Consider the following 16,592-nt stretch of genomic DNA (forward strand, 5'->3'; position numbering starts at 1 on the left):
CCAAGGGTGCGCCACGCGACTTTTTTCATCAATATCGCAATGCTGGCTTCCGTTTTAGTTTTTCTAAAGTGTCGCCGGTGCAGAGATCTGCGCCTGCCGTCGCGAGATGGCAATGAGCCAATCGCGAAACTCCAGACCATAGGGCTTTTGCAGTGCTGAGCGGTCCCAGGCGAGGAAATAGCTCTCGCGCAGCGGCATTCTGATATCGACCGGGATGACCAATGTCTGCGCTTCCAATTCGTCGGCAATCATCGACATCTGTGCAAGCACGATGCCGCGCTTGTTGACGGCAGCATCGATGGCGCTGCTCGACAGGGTAAAGGACAAGCCGGAGGGCGGACCCTTGAAACTCAATCCGACTTTTGCAGCAAATTCGGCCCAGCTGGGATAGGGTGTGAAATGCCGTTCCCATTCGACATGCAGCAGCGGGTAGGACATGAGATCGGCGGCCGCCAGCCCTTTGTCGCCGACCAGGGCAGGGGAGCAAGCGGGAACGACCCAGTCGCGAAACAGCTCGGCATAGTGGTCGTGCTGCACGACGTCCGAACCGTAACTGACGCGGAAATCGACTTCGTCGAAGCCCATTCGTGGCTCCTTGTCGCGACCGGTCACGCGCACATGCGCATCGGGATGCAGGGCCTGCCAGTCAAAAATGCGCCTGCCAATCCATTTGTTGACAACCGACGACAGTGCACTCAGAACCAGCGCATTTTCGTTGCGGGCGCGCTCCAGGACCTGTTGGGCGAGCGCAAATTGCTCAAACGCCTTCGATATTTCGCGGTGGTAAAGACGACCCCATTGCGTCAGCTCGACCGTCCGGCCGCTTCGTTCTACAAGAGTGATGCCAAGAAAGCTCTCGATCTTGCGTATCTGCTGGCTAATAGCGCCCGGAGACACGTCGAGCTCGGCGGCAGCTGCCATTACGCTCCCACAGCGCCCGACCGCTTCGAATGCCTGCAGGCCTTTGAGTGGAATTCCCCGGAATATCTGTTCGTCGCTCAACGCATTCCCCACTATGGCTCTCGTCGTGACGCAGGCTTGTCGGCCGGATGGAATATGCCAGCAAACTGGAAGCGATCTCCGGGATGCGTGATCTCGACATACGTCACCATGCGGTCATTCTGCCATGTCTGACGAATGAGGGTGAGGCAGGGCTCGCCACGGTCGATCGATAGCATGCGCGCCGTCGCCGCGTCGGCTGCGACAGCCCGTATCACATGTTTGGCCTTAGACCAGGGCACTTGCGACAGCAGCCATTGTGCCGGTGGTGCGGCTGCAAAACTCTCGTTTCTGGCAAGCGGTACGGTATCCAAAAGGATGATGCGTCGTTCGACTGCAGTGGGCTTTCCGTCGACGATGTGCAGACACTGAATTCTGAGGATTTCGGCTCCCGACGCGCTGCCCAGCCGGCGAGCCTCGACGGGCCCCAGGGTCTCTATCGTTCGCGTCAGGATCTCATAGCGGTGCTCATGGCCCGCCAGCATTGCCTCGGTGCCGATATCCTGGATGTCCATGACGGTACGGTCGATCTGCGGCGAGGCGACGAATGAACCGGTTTTGCGCTTGCGCACGACAAGCCCGCGCTCGACGAGTGCCGTCAGCGCCTTGCTCACCGTCATGCGCGAGCACGCGTAGTCATTGATGAGGTCATGCTCTGTCGGTATCCGATCGCCTGGACGCCAGTCTCCGCTCAGGATCTTCGCCTCGATGTCTTTGAATATCTTAAGATAAATTGGCTCCAAGACACGGCCTCATCGCGCTGCCCACAAAAAAACGCAACCGCGAAATTACGCCGGCAGGAAGCCGTCCGGCACAAAAATTGCGTTCGTCGACTTTGACATTGACACCCTAGGCTAGCGCATATCTATTTGTATAGTCAAAAGCGGATCGCAGACGTCCGCGCACGGGACTAAAAATCGGGAACTCGAACGCATCCTGGCGGGTGTGGAAACTGGAGAGATGACAATCATGATCGCACGTTCACTGCTTAAGGGCCTCGTCGGCGCCGCCTTTCTGGTCGGGGCGACCCTGTCGGCGCATGCGGCCGACACGCTTGCCGCCGTCAAGGCAGCGGGCACGCTGAAAGTCGGTACGGAAACCGCCTTTGCGCCCTTTGATTTTATCGATGCCGGCGAGCACGCTGGTTTGAACGTTGATCTTTTTGCCGAAATCGGCAAGGAGCTCGGGGTCAAGATCGAATGGGTAGCTCTTCCTTGGGACGGCGTGTTCCCGGCGCTTGAAGCTGGGAAGTTCGACGTCGTCGCCGGCCCCGCGACCATCACCAAGAAGCGCCTGGAGCGTTATCGCTTCACGCCCCCGATTGCCGAAGCGACCATCGCGATCCTGAAGAAGGCCGGTGACACGACGATCAGCAAGCCCGAGGACATCGCCGGCAAGACGATTGGCGTTGGCAAGGCGACTTCACAGCTCGATCAGCTGAAGGAATTTTCGGCAACCCTGCCTTCGAAGGTGGACATCCGCGAATACCCCGCCTTCACCGAATCTTATGCTGATCTCGCAGCCGGTCGTATTGCTGGCGTTGCCAACTCTTTGCCGAATATCGCTTTCGTCGCCAAGCAGCGGGAGGGAACCTTCGAAGTCGTCCTGCCGCCGTTCGGCAAGAAGTCCTATTTCGGTTTCATCGGCCTGAAGGATGCCGATCACGGGCCGCTGATGGACGCCATCGATGCAGCACTTTTGAAGATCAAGGCGGACGGCCGTATGGCCGAGCTGCAGAAGAAGTGGTTTGGCGCCAGCTTCGACACGCCCGATGCCGTCAAGGATCCTGCGTTCTGACTGTAGACCGATCATCGATTGCGCCCGGTCGGGGCGCAATCGAAGACGCCATTTGCCTCTATGACAGCCAGGCGGGCAAAAGCCGGACATGTCCATCAAACTCTTTGAATTGCTTCTCTATGCGTCGATCTACACGGTGCTGATAAGCGTCGTCTCCATTTTGATCGGCTTTGCAATCGCAATCCTTCTGTCGGGCATGCTGCTATCGAAGAAGGCGCCCTTCGTCATTCCCGCACAAATTTTCATCAGTTTCTTCCGCGGCGTTCCTCTGCTCGTGCAGCTGCTGTTGATCTACAACATGTTGCCCGCGATCGGGCTGAACGTGCCGAGCATCGTCGCTGCGATCATCGGCCTCTCACTGTGCACAGCCGCCTACCAGGCGGAAAACATGCGCGGCGGATTTGCCAGCGTCCCGATCGGTCTCGTGGAATCCGCCGAAATGGTTGGCCTGACGCCCGGCCAGATCTTCCGGCGCATCAAGGCGCCAATCGCACTCAGGCTGACCTTTCCGGCACTGGTCAACGAGGCAATCCTGATCCTCAAGGCGTCGTCGCTGGTTTCCGTCGTCGGCGTCATCGAATTGACGCGCATGGCGCAGGATCTCGCCGGCAGCACCTTCCTGCCGCTGCAGATATTTGCGGCCGCGGGCCTTATCTATCTCGTCATCAACTGGATCGTCGCGCTTGCCGGCGATCTTATCGAGCGCTCTCTTCCGGGAGTGCCGCGATGACCTTCGACATAAACGTCATCCTTGACCAACTGCCGGCGATCACAAGTGGTGCCGGCGTCACGATCCTGATCTGGATCGTCGGGACAATTGCTGCTGCCATCCTCGGATTCTTCGTCGCTGTCGGCCGGCGGTTCGGTGGCGCGATGCTAAACAAGGCGCTTTTCCTGATCGTTGCCGTGCTGCGCGGTACACCGTTCCTCATCCAGATCTTTCTCGTCTATTACGGCGGTCCGTTCATTGGCCTGTCGCTCGATCCGCTCCCTGCCGGCTTGATTGGCATTTCGATCTATGGCGCCGCCTACTACAGCGAGATCTTCCGATCCGGTTTCATGGCCGTTCCCAAGGGTCACATCGAGGCGGGCGAGTGCGTGGGCTTAACGCAGGGGCAGATTATCCGGCGCATCCTGTTGCCTGAGATGACCATGCTCGTGCTCCCACCGTCTCTCAATATGGCGGTTCTCCTGATGAAGGAGACTGCCGTCTTGTCGATCATCACTGTTCCGGAACTGACGGCGACACTGAGCGCCATCGGCGCCCAGCAATATGCCTTTGTCGAAGCCCTCTCCGTGCTGGCGCTCTTCTATTGGGTGCTCGTGGAGATCACCGGCAGGCTTGGCCGCCTCGTCGAAACGAAACTCACCAGATTCAGGTTTTTCAACGCATGAGCCTTCCCGCGATCGCAGTTAGAAATCTCGTCAAGACGTTTGGGGATACGACAGTTCTCCAAAATATCGACATCGAGATCCCGCAGGGCCAGGTCTCCTGCCTGATCGGACCTTCGGGTTCGGGCAAGAGCACGCTGCTTCGCTGCATGGCGTTTCTCGAGGAAGCAACGTCGGGAACGATCACGGTCAATGGCGAGGTCCTGGGTTTCACCGAAAATGCCCAAGGGATGCGGGAGCGCATTGCGCCTGCCGCCAACCGCGCGATCCGTGCGCAGATCGGCATGGTGTTTCAGCAGTTCAACCTCTGGCCGCACATGACAGCGCTTGGAAATGTCAGCGAGGCGCTGAAGACCGTCCACAAGATGAGCCGCAAGGATGCCGAAGAGCGAGCCATGGCACAACTCGTGAAGGTCGGCCTGGAAAGCCGGGCAGGGCACTATCCGTCGCAGCTTTCCGGCGGGCAGCAACAGCGCGTGGCGATTGCCCGGGCGCTGGCTCTCAAGCCAAAGATCATGCTTTTCGACGAGCCGACGTCCTCTCTTGACCCGGAGCTGACAGGCGAAGTGCTGAATGTCATGCGCGATCTCGCCGCCGAGGGGATGACGATGGTCGTCGTCTCCCATGAAATCGGCTTTGCCGCCACTGTCGGACAGCAGATCGCATTTCTCGACCACGGCAGGATCGTCTTCACCGGCCCTCCGCAAGAGGTTTTCAGGAAGCCGAGAAATGCACGGCTCGAGCAGTTCCTCGACACCTATCTCGATCGCGGAGCGTCGATGTTGCTTTAGGTGCCAACGACACCGGGCGTGGCGTCACTCACTGCGGCCACGCAATCGATGGTTCACGCTGTGGCAAGTCGGGTGCTCGGCTTGGCGTCTCCTGAAACGAGGACGGTCTAACCGGTTGCGGCCGCACGGATCATGGATATGGCCTGCAGACCGACAGGGGTCGAAGGTGGGGCCTTCGGCCGCTATGCGTCTGCCGCATGGGTGGCGTGAGGTCTTGATGCTGTTCGCCGGCAGAAGATTCTCCTATATCAGGGCCATCGAAGCAAACGAAGCGCCACGGACTGGCAGCTGTGCTTCGAAAGCCCAGGAAAGGGGATTATCATGAACGTAGCACGCTCTTTCAACAATTGGCGCAAGTACCGTCAGACGGTCTCCGAGCTTGGCCGTATGAGCACTCGCGAGCTTTTCGATCTCGGCATCGAGCGCGCCGACATCCGCAGCGTTGCGAAGGCAGCGATCGGCCGTTAAGGCCGGCAAACCGCCAAGGTTTTCGATTTCCGAGCGTCCGCAGTCTTCTTGCGGGCGCTTTTTTCTTTGGCGTCTGCACTGTCGGCGGGCGTTGGGAATGTCTGTCGAGCCACCCGGTAGACGCATAGCGCATGGCAGACATGCAGAAAGATGCCTGTCATTTGGGCGAAAATGGTGTAGAAGTTTATCCATCGAAGCGATGCACCTCCTCCCGCAGCGCTTCGCATGGCAAGCGTCCTTCTCCTCCTCCCAAGGTCGCTTGCGGAACAGCAGCACTCCTCCTCCCAGCTGCTGTTCGGTTATTTCAGGAAAAGCCTGCCGCACCTCCTCCCGCGGCAGGCTTTTTCGTTTGTGCTGTGATTGCCCGGCCTGGGGTGGCGAAGGCTGCGACTGATCACTGCTTCCGCCGAGATCTCGAGCACGTTGCACCGGCCGTCGACGGCACGGATGAAGCCTCCATCCTATGCCGCAACCATCCTTCGGGAAAATGGCAGGGATCGAATACAGGCCATGGCAGAAAGGATCACCGGCAGGCACGCAAGATAGGACGTGCGGATGCCGGCGTGCTCTGCCACGAAGCCCAGGAGCGGAGGGGCAAGGAAGAACACGACGAATGACATCTGGCCGAGTGCTGCGACGTTGAGATGGGCAGCGCGATCCGCGCGCTGTGCTGCTGCCGAGACGGCGAGCGGATAGACCGCGCTGCATCCCCCACCCATGAGGGCAAACCCCGCAAGGGCCACAGATTGGTGCGGGGCGAGCCAAACGGCACAAAGCCCGGCGGCAGATACGAGAAGCAGCGTAAAGGTGACCGTTCGCGAGCCAAAGCGATCGACAAACGGGTCGGCAAATAGCCGTGTGAGCGCCATGAAAAACGTGAAGAACGTAAGACCAAGTCCTCCGACAAACGGCTCTGAGTCAAAGACGTCGCGCATATAGATCGCTGACCAGTCAATCCCTGCACCTTCGACAAGAAATGCCGCAATGCCTATGAGGCACAGCGGAAGCAGCCCAAGCGTCGGAAGCGCGATGTGCCCTGGATCGGCATGTGAAAGCGTTGGGCGGGCAGGAGCATTGCGCATGCCAGCGATGATGGTCGTACCGGCCAGGAGGACGAATGCGAACGTCAGGGCAAGATGAAGCTGCACCGATAGTCCCGCCTGGCGGGCAAAGGCGGAAACCAGGGCGGTCACGAAAAACCCAAGACTCCAAAATCCGTGAGCTCTGTTCATGACGCCACGGCCAAGCTGCGCCTCAATGCGATCGATCTCGACGTTAAGATTGATCTCCAGCGCTCCCGCCAGAAGCCCTTCCATGAGGAGGAGCGCAAAGACGAAGGGCGCCGCACTCATCCACGGCACGAGCGCAAGCAGCGCGGAGGTTCCAAGAATAGTGAGGAACGCCGTCGTTCGCGCGCCGAGGCGTGCGACGATGGCGGATGAAAAGGTCAGCGATACGAGAGCGCCAATGGCGGCGCCGATCAGCGTCAATCCAAGCTCGGATTTGTCGATCTGCAAGGCGTCCTGAATATCGGGTAGACGCGAAAGCATCGCTCCCATCGACACCGCAAAAAGGAAGAAGCAGACATAGATCCGCTGCTGCGGCGCGATTTTCATGCATGGCTCCCGAGAATCGTAAAGGCTGAGCAAGCCATGTTTATCCGAGCACGACAGATATCGGCAATTCGCTTATAGTCGTGGCTCCGCTTGCAAGGCCAAAAGAAGCCCCACCGAAGCGGGGCTGGAGGAAGAGTGTCTATCTAACGCTCAACTCGCCAGAGGGTTCCCGCGCGGCCCGCCACCTTAGACCGCAGAGGCAGATGCCGACGGCGTCGTGAACCAGTGCGGACCGTCTTCAGCCATATAGATGTGATCCTCTAGCCGAACACCGAATGTGCCGGGAAAGACGATCATTGGCTCGTTCGAAAAGCACATGCCGGCAGAAAGCGGCGTCCGGTTGCCTTTGACTATGTAAGGTGCTTCGTGGATCTCGAGGCCCAGCCCATGGCCTGCGCGGTGGGGCAGACCGGGCAGACGATAGTCCGGACCAAGACCGTGCCGGGCGAATGCGTTGCGGGCGGCGGCATCAAGGTTTTCGCAGGCGGCTCCCAATTTTGCCGCGTCGAACACGGCCTGCTGTCCCTCACGCTCGATTGCCCATGCGCGCATAAATTCCTTATAGCCATCGTCAAGCATATAAGTGCGCGTCAGATCGGAGTGATAGCCGTCAATTCGGCAGCCGGTGTCGACAAGGATAACGTCTCCCTGTTTCAAAATCTGTTCGCCATCGGCGCCATGCGGCAACGATGTCGCCGACCCGAACGACACGATGCAGAATGTGGAACCGTCGTCGGCACCTGCGCTTCGATGCTGCTGGTCGATGAAGCGTGCCACTTCGGAGGCGGCAATACCGGGCGCGATTGTGTCGCGGACCTTGCGGTGAATGTCCAGAGTGATGTTCATCGCATGCTGGATCAGGGCGATCTCGGCAGGCGACTTGATCGCCCGCAGCGCCCGTAGCATCGGTCCGCCGTCGACAAGCCGCACTGTCCCCATCTGTTCTGCAAAAGCGTGGTAGAAGGCGAGAGGCAGGGCGTCGTCGAGCGCCAGCTTGCCGGCCGGATCGACCAGTTTTGACACGAGTGCGGCGCTGCTTTCTTCTTCCTCCCAGCTTTGAATGTCGCCTGGCAGGTGGGGCAGGGTCTCGACGCGGCTGCGTTCGAAGCCGGGAACGACGTAGGTGAGCTTCACGTCCGTCACGATCGCACCGATAAGCCTCTCGCTCAGATGCCAGACGAGGCCGGTGAAGTAGCGCAGGCTCTCACCTGGCCCGAGGAAGGTCGCGGCAACGCGCTTTGCCTGCATGCGTTGGCGAAGTCGCGACAGGCGAGCGTGATGCTCCTCTTGCGTAATTGCCGCGACGGGGTGGGGCCAGTGCGAATGTGACACGCGATTATCTACCTGCAATGATGGCTGAACGAGACCTCTTCATCCAGCATAGGGCAGTTGTAGGCAAATTGTCGACACGATAATTCCTGATCGCAGCAGCAACGATCACGTGTTTGCACCAGAAACCCAAAACGCCACCCACTGCGATGACAAGCATCCGAGGGTAGCGTTTTTCCAGCAACGCCCCTTGGCCGGCACGAGGAGATGACGAGCATCTCCGCGATCGGGTCAGGCGGCAGGGCGGATATTGTGGTTCATCCGGAATAGGTTGTCTGGGTCGTATTTCTTTTTCAGGTTGAGGAGGCCCTCGTAGTTGTCGCCGTATGTGGCCTTCAGGCGTGCGTCGCCTTCGTCGGCCATCATGAAGTTCGGATAAGCGCCGCCGAGATCGAATGGATGGACCGCCTGCCAATAGTCGCTCGCCCATTTCTTCAGCGTCGGCGCCTGGCGCGGATCGGCGTCAACGCCGGCAATCACCATCGACCACGTGGCATCGCGGCAATTCCATGCCGTTTCATTTCCCGCCTTGCGGTGGACGGCGGCATCAATCGGGTAGAGGTGCATCAACGAGGCTTCGCTGGGCGCCTCGGCGACGTGCTCGATGTGCGCTTCGATCGCCGCGTCGGGAAGCGTCTTTACGAAGTCGCCCTTCCAGTACCATTGGAGGCCTTTCGGGTAGAGCCCGTCGAACATGCCTTGAAGTGCCGGGTAGGGCATCGGACCGACAAAATCGAAGATCGGCGCGGGAAGCGCCTGGCGTACAGCATTGACTGCCTTCTCCCCCTCGGCAACCGCGCCATTGTACGACACGAGGAGCACGCAGATCCGCTTGCCACGATGCTCCACCGGGAATGGATCGGCAGAGGGAACCGTCTGCAGCCCAAGGAAAACGTAAAACTCGTCCGGCGCGGTCGCCAGAAACTCGCGATACCAGCGCATGATCTGCGCAGCGTCCTTCAACTCCCAGAAGATCGGACCGGCATAGACGGTGTCCGCAGGGTGCGCCTCGAACAGAAAACTGGTGACGATGCCAAAGTTGCCGCCGCCGCCGCGCAGTCCCCAGAAGAGATCGGGTCGCTCCGTCTTGCTGGCGGTTACGAACGTGCCATCCGCCAGCACCACGTCTGCCTCGACCAAATTGTCGATCGCAAGCCCATATTGACGGGTAAGGTATCCGTGGCCACCGTTCAGCGTCAGTCCTGCTACGCCCGTGGTCGAGACGACACCGAAGGGGATTGCAAGCCCAAAGCCGTGGGTGGCATGGTCGACATCGCCAGTTGTGCACCCGGCGCCGACGCGAACTGTCCGCTTTACCGGGTCGACCCGCACCCCCCTCATCAACGACAGATCGATGACGAGGCCGTCGTCGACGCTCGCAAATCCTGCTCCGTTGTGGCCGCCGGCGCGCACGGCGATCGGAAGATCGGCGTCGCGGCCGAAGTTTACGGCGGCAATCACGTCGGCTGCATCCGAACACTTTGCGATCAACAGCGGCCGCTTGTCGATCATGGCGTTGTACAACTTGCGGGCGTCTTCGTAGTCGATATGATCGCGTCCGATAAGGGCGCCGCGCAGATTCTGAGTGAGCTTCCCGATGGTTTCGCTGTTCATTACACCCTCCTGAAGCCGAGCCTGGAGTTCCTGACATTGGATCGAACGCTGACAAGACGCGCCCACACAACGATGTACTGACAACTGGTTTGGCTACCCACAGCGGTCGATTGCGAGCTCAAAGAATGCGCTGAAAGACACCGATAGTCCACAATCGTCCTGGAAGCTTCGACGCTGTTGTGCCTGGTGGGTAAATGGAAGCAAGTGTCACAAACTTACGCTTCGCAAGCCCCATGGCCAGGCGTCCCCCGTGGACATCTTGAGCGCCTCGATCCCCTTCGAACAGCTGCTGCGCCAGGGCGTGGCACGACGCTGGCGTTCGTGGTATTTTTTTCGACAACCGTGTAGCGGAATGAACGTCGATGCAGACGATTGGGGATTGGCTAGGCCAACTCGGTCTCGGCAAGTACGCCGAGGCCTTCGTCGAGAATGACGTAGATTTGCGAGCGCTCCCTCATGTCGCGGAATCCGATCTGCGGGAGCTCGGCGTCTCGCTTGGACATCGCAAGATTATTCTGGCTGCCATAAGCCGGCTTGCGCAGCAAGCTCCGGACGAACAGCCTTTCGGGTTGGCCGCATCCGAAGCTGCGGCTGACCGGAGGTTGCTCAGTGTGCTCTTCTGCGACCTGGTCGGGTCGACGGCGCTGTCGGCTGAGCTAGACCCGGAAGACATGCACGAGGTGACCCGCCGTTATCAAGATAGCGTCGCAGGCGCTGTGACGCGGTTCGGAGGTTACGTCGCCAAGTATCTCGGCGATGGCGTGCTTGCCTATTTCGGATGGCCCATGGCTTTCGAGGACCACGCCGAGCGTTCAATCCGGGCCGGTCTCGAGGCGATGGCCGCCGTCGACGCGCTGCAGTCGCCGAACGCGCAGCGATTGAAGGCTCGAATTGGCATCGCATCCGGGCACGTGGTCGTTGGCAACACCGACGGCAGCGCGAAGGAGCGTGGATCGATCGCGGGAGACACTCCCAACCTGGCAGCGCGCCTGCAGGGCGCGGCTGCCCCAGGCCAGATCGTGATCTCCGACAGCACCCGCCGGCTTGCCGGGCAGTCGTTCGAAATCATCAGCCTCGGCGAGCGGGAACTCAGAGGGTTTGCCTCACCTATTGCACTGTTTGAAGTCCGCGGTGAGCGAGAGGTGGAAAGCCGTTTCGAAGCAGCGCATGCGAGCGGGCTTTCAAAATTTGTCGGCCGCATCAGCGAGATTGGCCTTCTGCTCGAACGGTGGGAGCTTTCGAAGACCGGTCAAGGCCAGATGGTCTTTCTTTCGGGCGAGGCTGGCATCGGGAAATCGCGTCTTGTCGAGGCTTTCGAACAGCGTTTGCACGAGACCCCGCATGAACTCATCCGATTGCAGTGTTCACCCTATCACGCTACCTCGGCCTTTTACCCGATCGTCGAGAGACTAAGCCGGGTCGCGTTGTTTGCGTCGACGGACGACCGGGACATGCGCGTTGAAAAGTTTCGCACTCTTGTACGCCGCTACGGCGAAAGTCCTGCAGAAGTTGGCGCGATCTATGCGGAGCTGCTTTCGCTCGACGTCGGCGACGAGTTCACACCGCCGGCGCTCTCTGCCCACCAGCGCAAGGAACTTCTTGTCCGCACATTGGCGAACCGCTTGCTGCTTGCGGCCAGGATCGCACCGGTGCTCATGGTTGTCGAAGACGCGCACTGGATGGACCCGTCCACCAGCGAGGTGCTGCAAGAACTCGTCGGCCGACTTCACGGCACGGCCGCCCTTATCGTTGTCACCCATCGACCGGAATGGAGCGCGACTTGGGCAAGCGGACTGGCGCAGGCGACGACGCTCTCCGTCGGGCGCCTGACGAGGCAGCAGATGCGCGAGTTGATCGAATCGATGGTCTCCGACATTCCCGAACAGCTTGCCGAAAAGATCGCGGAGCGAACGGACGGCGTGCCCCTGTTCATCGAGGAGTTGACCCGCTCGATCGCAGAGAGCGGAAAGTCGACGTCGATCAACGTGGAGATCCCGGACAGTCTGCAGGGATCGTTGATGACACGTCTGGATCGCTTGCCGACGACAGCCAAAGAGGTCGCGCAAATTGCGTCTGTGATCGGCAGGGAATTCGATCGCGACCTTCTTTCAAAGATCGCAGGCCTCGACGAGCGAACGCTCGAGGAAGCACTGAACCAGCTTGAGACCAGCCAAATCGTCGTCGCAGGCGGCGTCTTGCGGGATGCCGCCCTCGTTTTCCGCCATGCGCTCATTCAGGATGCGGCCTATCAATCGCTCCTCAACCGACGGCGGCGACATTTCCACGAGGAGATCGCCAGAGTTCTCGTCGACCATTATCCGGACGTCGCCGCCACGCAGCCCGAGCTCATTGCCCAGCACTTCGAGAAGGCGCAGCGGATTGAGCTGGCGCTTCCTTACTGGATGAAGGCCGGAGAACGCGCTCTTGCACAATCGGCCAACTTCGAGGCGGTCGACCATTTCCAGAACGCCCTGACGATCGCGGAGCAAGCACTCCAATCACCCAATCGGCAGACGGACTTGCTCGCCGCGATTCTCAAGCTTGGCGATGCCTTGTACGCTGCGGGCCGCATGACGGACTCGCTGGCGAAATACAGGCTGGCCGTTCCATTGGCGCGCAAGGCCGCAGACACGCAGGGCTTCGTTCGCGCGGTGATCGGCCTTGACGGCTCCCAATTTCTCTCCTCGAACTCGCTTGCCGAAACCTTGCCGCTTCTCGAGGAGGCCATGGCGCTGGTTCAGCCCGCGGACAAGAGGTCGCGGTGTCAGCTGCTCAGCCACCTTGCGCGGGCATACGCCTACCTGAGTGACAGCGAGAAAGCCGCACAGTGCCGTAGCGCCGGAATAGAACTCGCCCGGCAGGTCGGCGACAAGACTTCGCTTGTGGAGCTCTCCGTTCTGCCACTCCTGACAGCCTCACCAGTCAAAACCGCCACGGAGAAAAACAACCGGTTCGCCCGCGTGGATGAAATAAGGCGCCTGGCGGGGGAGATTGACGATGACGACGTGCTGACGAGGGCGCTTTCCATTGACGCCTACGTCTCAACTGAGTTGGGGGATCGCGCGCGAGCGGACCGGGCAGTCGACGCCCTGGAAGAACTCGGCACCAAGCGGCAGCATCTCAACGTCCAGTTCTACGCCCGGATCGCAAGAGCGATGATGGCCATACTCGATGGAAGGTTCACTGCCGCCGAGGCGTTCGCCGAAGAAGCGCTGAAGCTCGGCATGCGGACCCTGGGCGTGGCACCCGAAGGTGTTTACGGCATGCAGATGTTCGCGATCCGCCGGGAGCAGAGCCGTCTTACGGAGGTCGCACCGGTGATTAAGTTGTTGATCGAGGAAAACCCGGAGGAAACCACCTGGCTACCGGGCTTCGCGTTGGTCGCCTTGGACCTCGGTTATCGGGAAGCGGCCCAACGGAGATTGAACGAGCTTGCACGCACCGGCTTTACCCTTCCGCTTGATGGGAAGCGAAGTGCATCCCTCTCGTTCCTGACGGAAGTCGCCGCTGGTCTCGGCGACGCGGAGGCTGCCCAGACCCTCTACAGGCTTATGCTCGACTACAAGGAGATGACCGTCACGATCGGTATGGCGACCGTCTGCTTCGGCGCGGCAAGCCGCTATCTGGGCATGTTGGCGGCCGCTCTGGGCGAATTCGACAGAGCGTCCAAGCACTATGAGCATGCTGTCGAGATGAACGCGGCGATCGGCTCGCGACCGTGGCTCGCGCACACGCAGGCAGAATATGCGGATGTGCTCATGAAAATGGGTAGCCGGGCCGCGATAAAAAGAGCAATGTCACTGTCCGAGCATGCCCGGTCAACTGCGGCCGAACTTGGAATGGTCCGGCTGCAACAGCGACTGAAGCCGACGATTCATTAGGACCAACAGTTCGCAGCTTTGGTGGGAAGAGGGTCTCGTCATGCCACGCTACATCATTGAAAGAAATTTTGCCGAACAACTCGAATTGTCGAAAGACGGAGTCGAGGAAATCAACCTGATCAACGACCAGGAAGGCGTGAAGTGGATTTTTTCTTTCCTCAGCGCGGACAGGAAAAAGACTTACTGCCTTTACGAGGCGCCCAATCCTGAAGCCATTCGCGCTGCAGCGCGCAGGAACAATGTTCCCGCGGACGTGATCATTGAAGTTAGCGAGGAGATCGGTCCCAATATGTTCGCGTAACCCTGGTCGGCCAGGCGTAGTCCTGGTGCGAAAATACCTGCCCGACGTGCCAACAAGCCAATGGCACGGAACAATGCAGTCGGCCGATAAGATCGACTTCGGGGCCGACCGGCGACCTGGACCGCAATCGGAACGTACGCAATGGCCGATGATCGCATTTGGCCGAGGCGACAAGGCTCGCGGCACGCGTGTGCGACGAGCCCGCAGAGTATATCGCGTGGCGGACAGGTTGTTGTCAGCCGACCGCGACGATGGACCGGAACACTTCAGTATCTGATCACGGCACACCCATAGGGTCCGAGCTCCAGACCTGAGCGTATGTCATCGCCCGTCAAAAGGTCGGTCCCCGAAGGCAGCGACGTTATGGTGACGGGCGCTTCCCCGGTATTGATGACAAACATCAGCATGCGGTCTTTACCCTCCCGGACAGACACTTCCACCGTGGGAGGAAGATTAGCGACCAGGGGCGCAATCCCGGCCCGGGAAAACAGCTGATCGGCGAGCCCTTCGACGAGCCAAGGTGTCAGATATGTTCCCATATAGACGGCGTGGCCGGCGCCAAAGCTGCGGCTTGTGATCATCGCCCGTCCAGTTGCAAAGCGGCTGCTCCATTTGCCGAGGACCTCGACGTCGGAATCGGCATCGAGGATTTCATAAAGATGCGCCGCCTCGTGCTCGCGGTTGCCAAGCACGAAGCTGTAGCGACGATCGGCGGAACTGGATTGAAGCTGCGTTGCTGGATTGTGCATGCCGTATTCAGTCGCCTGTAGTCCAAAAAGGCCACCCGCGCCGGGTTCCACCACGCGACCGAACTCCTCGACCCGCACCCCGCACAACTTCGAAAGCGCAATACCGGGAGCCTGGAGCGTTGGAATGTGGTTATTGACGTCGCGCGTCCCGGTCATGGCGCCGAAGACAACCGTCCCGCCATTCTTCACGAATTCCTCGACCTTGGCGTCCCACTGTGGCTTCCACATCACCCAATGGGGAACGTAGAGGAGCTTGATCTTCGAGAGATCGTCTTGCGGGTGGATGAAACCGCAAGCGATGCCGTTGGCATAGCAATAGCGATGGAGATGGACGGCATCTTCCATCGGGCTGGGAAGCCCGATCGGATATGTCTTGTAGGCTTCCTGATTGTCGAAGTCGGCTCCGGCGATACCCACGTCCATGCGAACCGTCGTGCCGGAAAGGTCGCCCTTGATCTTGGCGATGTCGGAGGCGAACTCGGCTGCCTCCTGATATCTGCGGCGCGGCACGTCGTCATGATCGATGATGCCCATCCAATAGATTTCCGCGCCGTAATGTGCCGGACGCCATCTGAAGAACATCAGGCCGTCGGCGCCGCGCGCGACCGAACTCATTGCCATGCGCCGCATCTCGCCGGGTTCCGGTGTCATCGTCGAAAAACCCGGCTGGCTGCCGAAGCCCGAGGCCTGTTCAGGCACGATGAAGTTGCCGCTGAAGGCCCTGCAGACGTCGAGGTGCAACGCTTGCGTGGCGGCGTGGCCGCCCGTGCGACGCATTTCATCGTAAAGCATCGGGTAGATATCAAAACCGAGGAAGTCGAGATCCTGCCCAAACTGGCCACGGAAGTCGATGTCCTCGAGACGTCCGAGATTGTGGAAGATGAACCAGTCCGGATTTGCGGCCCGCAGGATTTCGACTTGATCATGCTGGAATGCCGCGGTCGCCTGCGCCAGGAAACGATGGTAGTCCTGGACGTGGCCCGGAGCGGGAAAACCCGGATTGTTCTGCCGAGGTGCAGTGATCTGGTCGAAATTGTCATAGGCTGTCGCCCAGAAATTTCCGCCCCAGGCGAAGTTCAACGAGGCAATGTCCCGGTACGTGTCGTGGAGGTAGCGCCGGAACTCGCGTTCGCTCGCCTCCGAATAGGACGTCGAGACTGTCGTATTCAGCTCGTTGTCGGTCTGCCAGCCGATAATATGCGGATTGTCGCGGTAGTGATCGGCAAGCGCCTTGGTGATCCGCTTGCTATGGGTACGAAAGACGGGGCTGTTGGTGTCGGCGTGCTGGCGCGAGCCATGCGTGGCAACGCGTCCGTTATGATCGACGCGCAGCACCTCGGGATAGGTCGACGTCAGCCAGCGCGGCGGCGTCGCGGTCGGCGTGCAGAAGACCGTCTTGATGCCATGCGCGCCGAGAACGTCGATTGCCCTGTCAAACAGCGTAAAATCGAACGTGCCTTCGCGCGGCTCCAGGATGTGCCAGGCGAACTCGCCGAGGCGCACGGTATTGAAGCCGGCAGCCGCCATTCGCTCGGCGTCGCGTTGCCAATAGCGTTCGTCTACGTGCTCGGGATAATGCGGCGCGCCGATCAGGAATTCGTCAATGTTGAGGGTACGCCAGACCGACAGCGGCGCTGGTGGTATGCGCTTCATTT

Annotated in this window: 13 protein-coding genes; 7 read left to right on the top strand and 6 right to left on the bottom strand. The window is 59.9% G+C overall.

Annotation, left to right across the window (positions count from 1 at the left end):
- Positions 1 to 63: 63 nt before the first annotated feature.
- A complete protein-coding gene (locus tag ATY79_RS28480; protein ID WP_088705691.1) occupies positions 64 to 1,002 on the bottom strand; it encodes a LysR family transcriptional regulator in 939 nt (312 codons plus the stop codon).
- Between the two features lie 11 nt (positions 1,003 to 1,013).
- Positions 1,014 to 1,742, bottom strand: a complete 729-nt coding sequence (locus ATY79_RS28485; protein ID WP_088705585.1) for a UTRA domain-containing protein — start codon at positions 1,740 to 1,742, stop codon at positions 1,014 to 1,016.
- Positions 1,743 to 1,968: 226 nt separating this feature from the next.
- Between ATY79_RS28485 and ATY79_RS28490 the strand changes: the two genes are divergently transcribed.
- The 5 genes from ATY79_RS28490 (at position 1,969) to ATY79_RS28510 (ending at position 5,447) form a co-directional block, all read left to right on the top strand.
- Positions 1,969 to 2,796: a transporter substrate-binding domain-containing protein gene (locus ATY79_RS28490; RefSeq protein WP_088705692.1), complete on the top strand. Its 828-nt coding sequence runs from the start codon at positions 1,969 to 1,971 to the stop codon at positions 2,794 to 2,796.
- An 88-nt stretch (positions 2,797 to 2,884) separates the two neighbouring features.
- Positions 2,885 to 3,526, top strand: coding sequence for an amino acid ABC transporter permease (locus ATY79_RS28495; protein ID WP_088691529.1), 642 nt, complete (start codon positions 2,885 to 2,887; stop codon positions 3,524 to 3,526).
- Entirely contained in the window at positions 3,523 to 4,191 is a 669-nt protein-coding gene (locus tag ATY79_RS28500; protein ID WP_088705586.1) for an amino acid ABC transporter permease, read from the top strand. The genes ATY79_RS28495 and ATY79_RS28500 overlap by 4 nt, the downstream gene beginning before the upstream one ends.
- A complete protein-coding gene (locus ATY79_RS28505; protein WP_088705587.1) occupies positions 4,188 to 4,979 on the top strand; it encodes an amino acid ABC transporter ATP-binding protein in 792 nt (263 codons plus the stop codon). Before ATY79_RS28500 ends, ATY79_RS28505 begins: the two co-directional genes overlap by 4 nt.
- A gap of 321 nt (positions 4,980 to 5,300) precedes the next feature.
- The gene (locus ATY79_RS28510; protein ID WP_088691526.1) at positions 5,301 to 5,447 is read left to right on the top strand and encodes a DUF1127 domain-containing protein; all 147 of its coding nucleotides are present in this window, start codon (positions 5,301 to 5,303) and stop codon (positions 5,445 to 5,447) included.
- A gap of 461 nt (positions 5,448 to 5,908) precedes the next feature.
- On the opposite strand, the gene ATY79_RS28515 is transcribed toward ATY79_RS28510, so the two are convergent.
- From ATY79_RS28515 to ATY79_RS28525, 3 genes are all read right to left on the bottom strand, one after another.
- Positions 5,909 to 7,063 (bottom strand): MFS transporter, encoded by a 1,155-nt coding sequence (locus ATY79_RS28515; RefSeq protein ID WP_088705588.1) that lies wholly within the window; start codon positions 7,061 to 7,063, stop codon positions 5,909 to 5,911.
- Between the two features lie 186 nt (positions 7,064 to 7,249).
- A complete protein-coding gene (locus tag ATY79_RS28520) occupies positions 7,250 to 8,395 on the bottom strand; it encodes a Xaa-Pro peptidase family protein (RefSeq protein ID WP_088705693.1) in 1,146 nt (381 codons plus the stop codon).
- Positions 8,396 to 8,623: 228 nt separating this feature from the next.
- Positions 8,624 to 10,006, bottom strand: coding sequence for an FAD-binding oxidoreductase (locus ATY79_RS28525; protein ID WP_088705589.1), 1,383 nt, complete (start codon positions 10,004 to 10,006; stop codon positions 8,624 to 8,626).
- A 362-nt stretch (positions 10,007 to 10,368) separates the two neighbouring features.
- Between ATY79_RS28525 and ATY79_RS28530 the strand changes: the two genes are divergently transcribed.
- Complete coding sequence (locus ATY79_RS28530; RefSeq protein ID WP_088705590.1) at positions 10,369 to 13,887, top strand: adenylate/guanylate cyclase domain-containing protein; 3,519 nt, start codon at positions 10,369 to 10,371, stop codon at positions 13,885 to 13,887.
- A gap of 40 nt (positions 13,888 to 13,927) precedes the next feature.
- Positions 13,928 to 14,188, top strand: a complete 261-nt coding sequence (locus ATY79_RS28535; protein WP_088691522.1) for a DUF4242 domain-containing protein — start codon at positions 13,928 to 13,930, stop codon at positions 14,186 to 14,188.
- 266 nt (positions 14,189 to 14,454) lie between these two features.
- On the opposite strand, the gene ATY79_RS28540 is transcribed toward ATY79_RS28535, so the two are convergent.
- Positions 14,455 to 16,590, bottom strand: a complete 2,136-nt coding sequence (locus ATY79_RS28540) for a beta-galactosidase (RefSeq protein WP_088705591.1) — start codon at positions 16,588 to 16,590, stop codon at positions 14,455 to 14,457.
- Positions 16,591 to 16,592: the final 2 nt, after the last annotated feature.

It is taken from the genome of Rhizobium sp. R693 (genome assembly GCF_002211315.1).
Taxonomy (GTDB): domain Bacteria; phylum Pseudomonadota; class Alphaproteobacteria; order Rhizobiales; family Rhizobiaceae; genus Rhizobium.

Bases quoted from the DNA above. Each gene is read 5' to 3' on its own strand.
- ATY79_RS28490 (WP_088705692.1), top strand. From the start codon at position 1,969: ATGATCGCACGTTCACTGCTTAAGGGCCTCGTCGGCGCCGCCTTTCTG.
- ATY79_RS28495 (WP_088691529.1), top strand. From the start codon at position 2,885: ATGTCCATCAAACTCTTTGAATTGCTTCTCTATGCGTCGATCTACACG.
- ATY79_RS28500 (WP_088705586.1), top strand. From the start codon at position 3,523: ATGACCTTCGACATAAACGTCATCCTTGACCAACTGCCGGCGATCACA.
- ATY79_RS28505 (WP_088705587.1), top strand. From the start codon at position 4,188: ATGAGCCTTCCCGCGATCGCAGTTAGAAATCTCGTCAAGACGTTTGGG.
- ATY79_RS28510 (WP_088691526.1), top strand. From the start codon at position 5,301: ATGAACGTAGCACGCTCTTTCAACAATTGGCGCAAGTACCGTCAGACG.
- ATY79_RS28515 (WP_088705588.1), bottom strand. From the start codon at position 7,063: ATGAAAATCGCGCCGCAGCAGCGGATCTATGTCTGCTTCTTCCTTTTT.
- ATY79_RS28525 (WP_088705589.1), bottom strand. From the start codon at position 10,006: ATGAACAGCGAAACCATCGGGAAGCTCACTCAGAATCTGCGCGGCGCC.
- ATY79_RS28530 (WP_088705590.1), top strand. From the start codon at position 10,369: ATGCAGACGATTGGGGATTGGCTAGGCCAACTCGGTCTCGGCAAGTAC.
- ATY79_RS28535 (WP_088691522.1), top strand. From the start codon at position 13,928: ATGCCACGCTACATCATTGAAAGAAATTTTGCCGAACAACTCGAATTG.
- ATY79_RS28540 (WP_088705591.1), bottom strand. From the start codon at position 16,590: ATGAAGCGCATACCACCAGCGCCGCTGTCGGTCTGGCGTACCCTCAAC.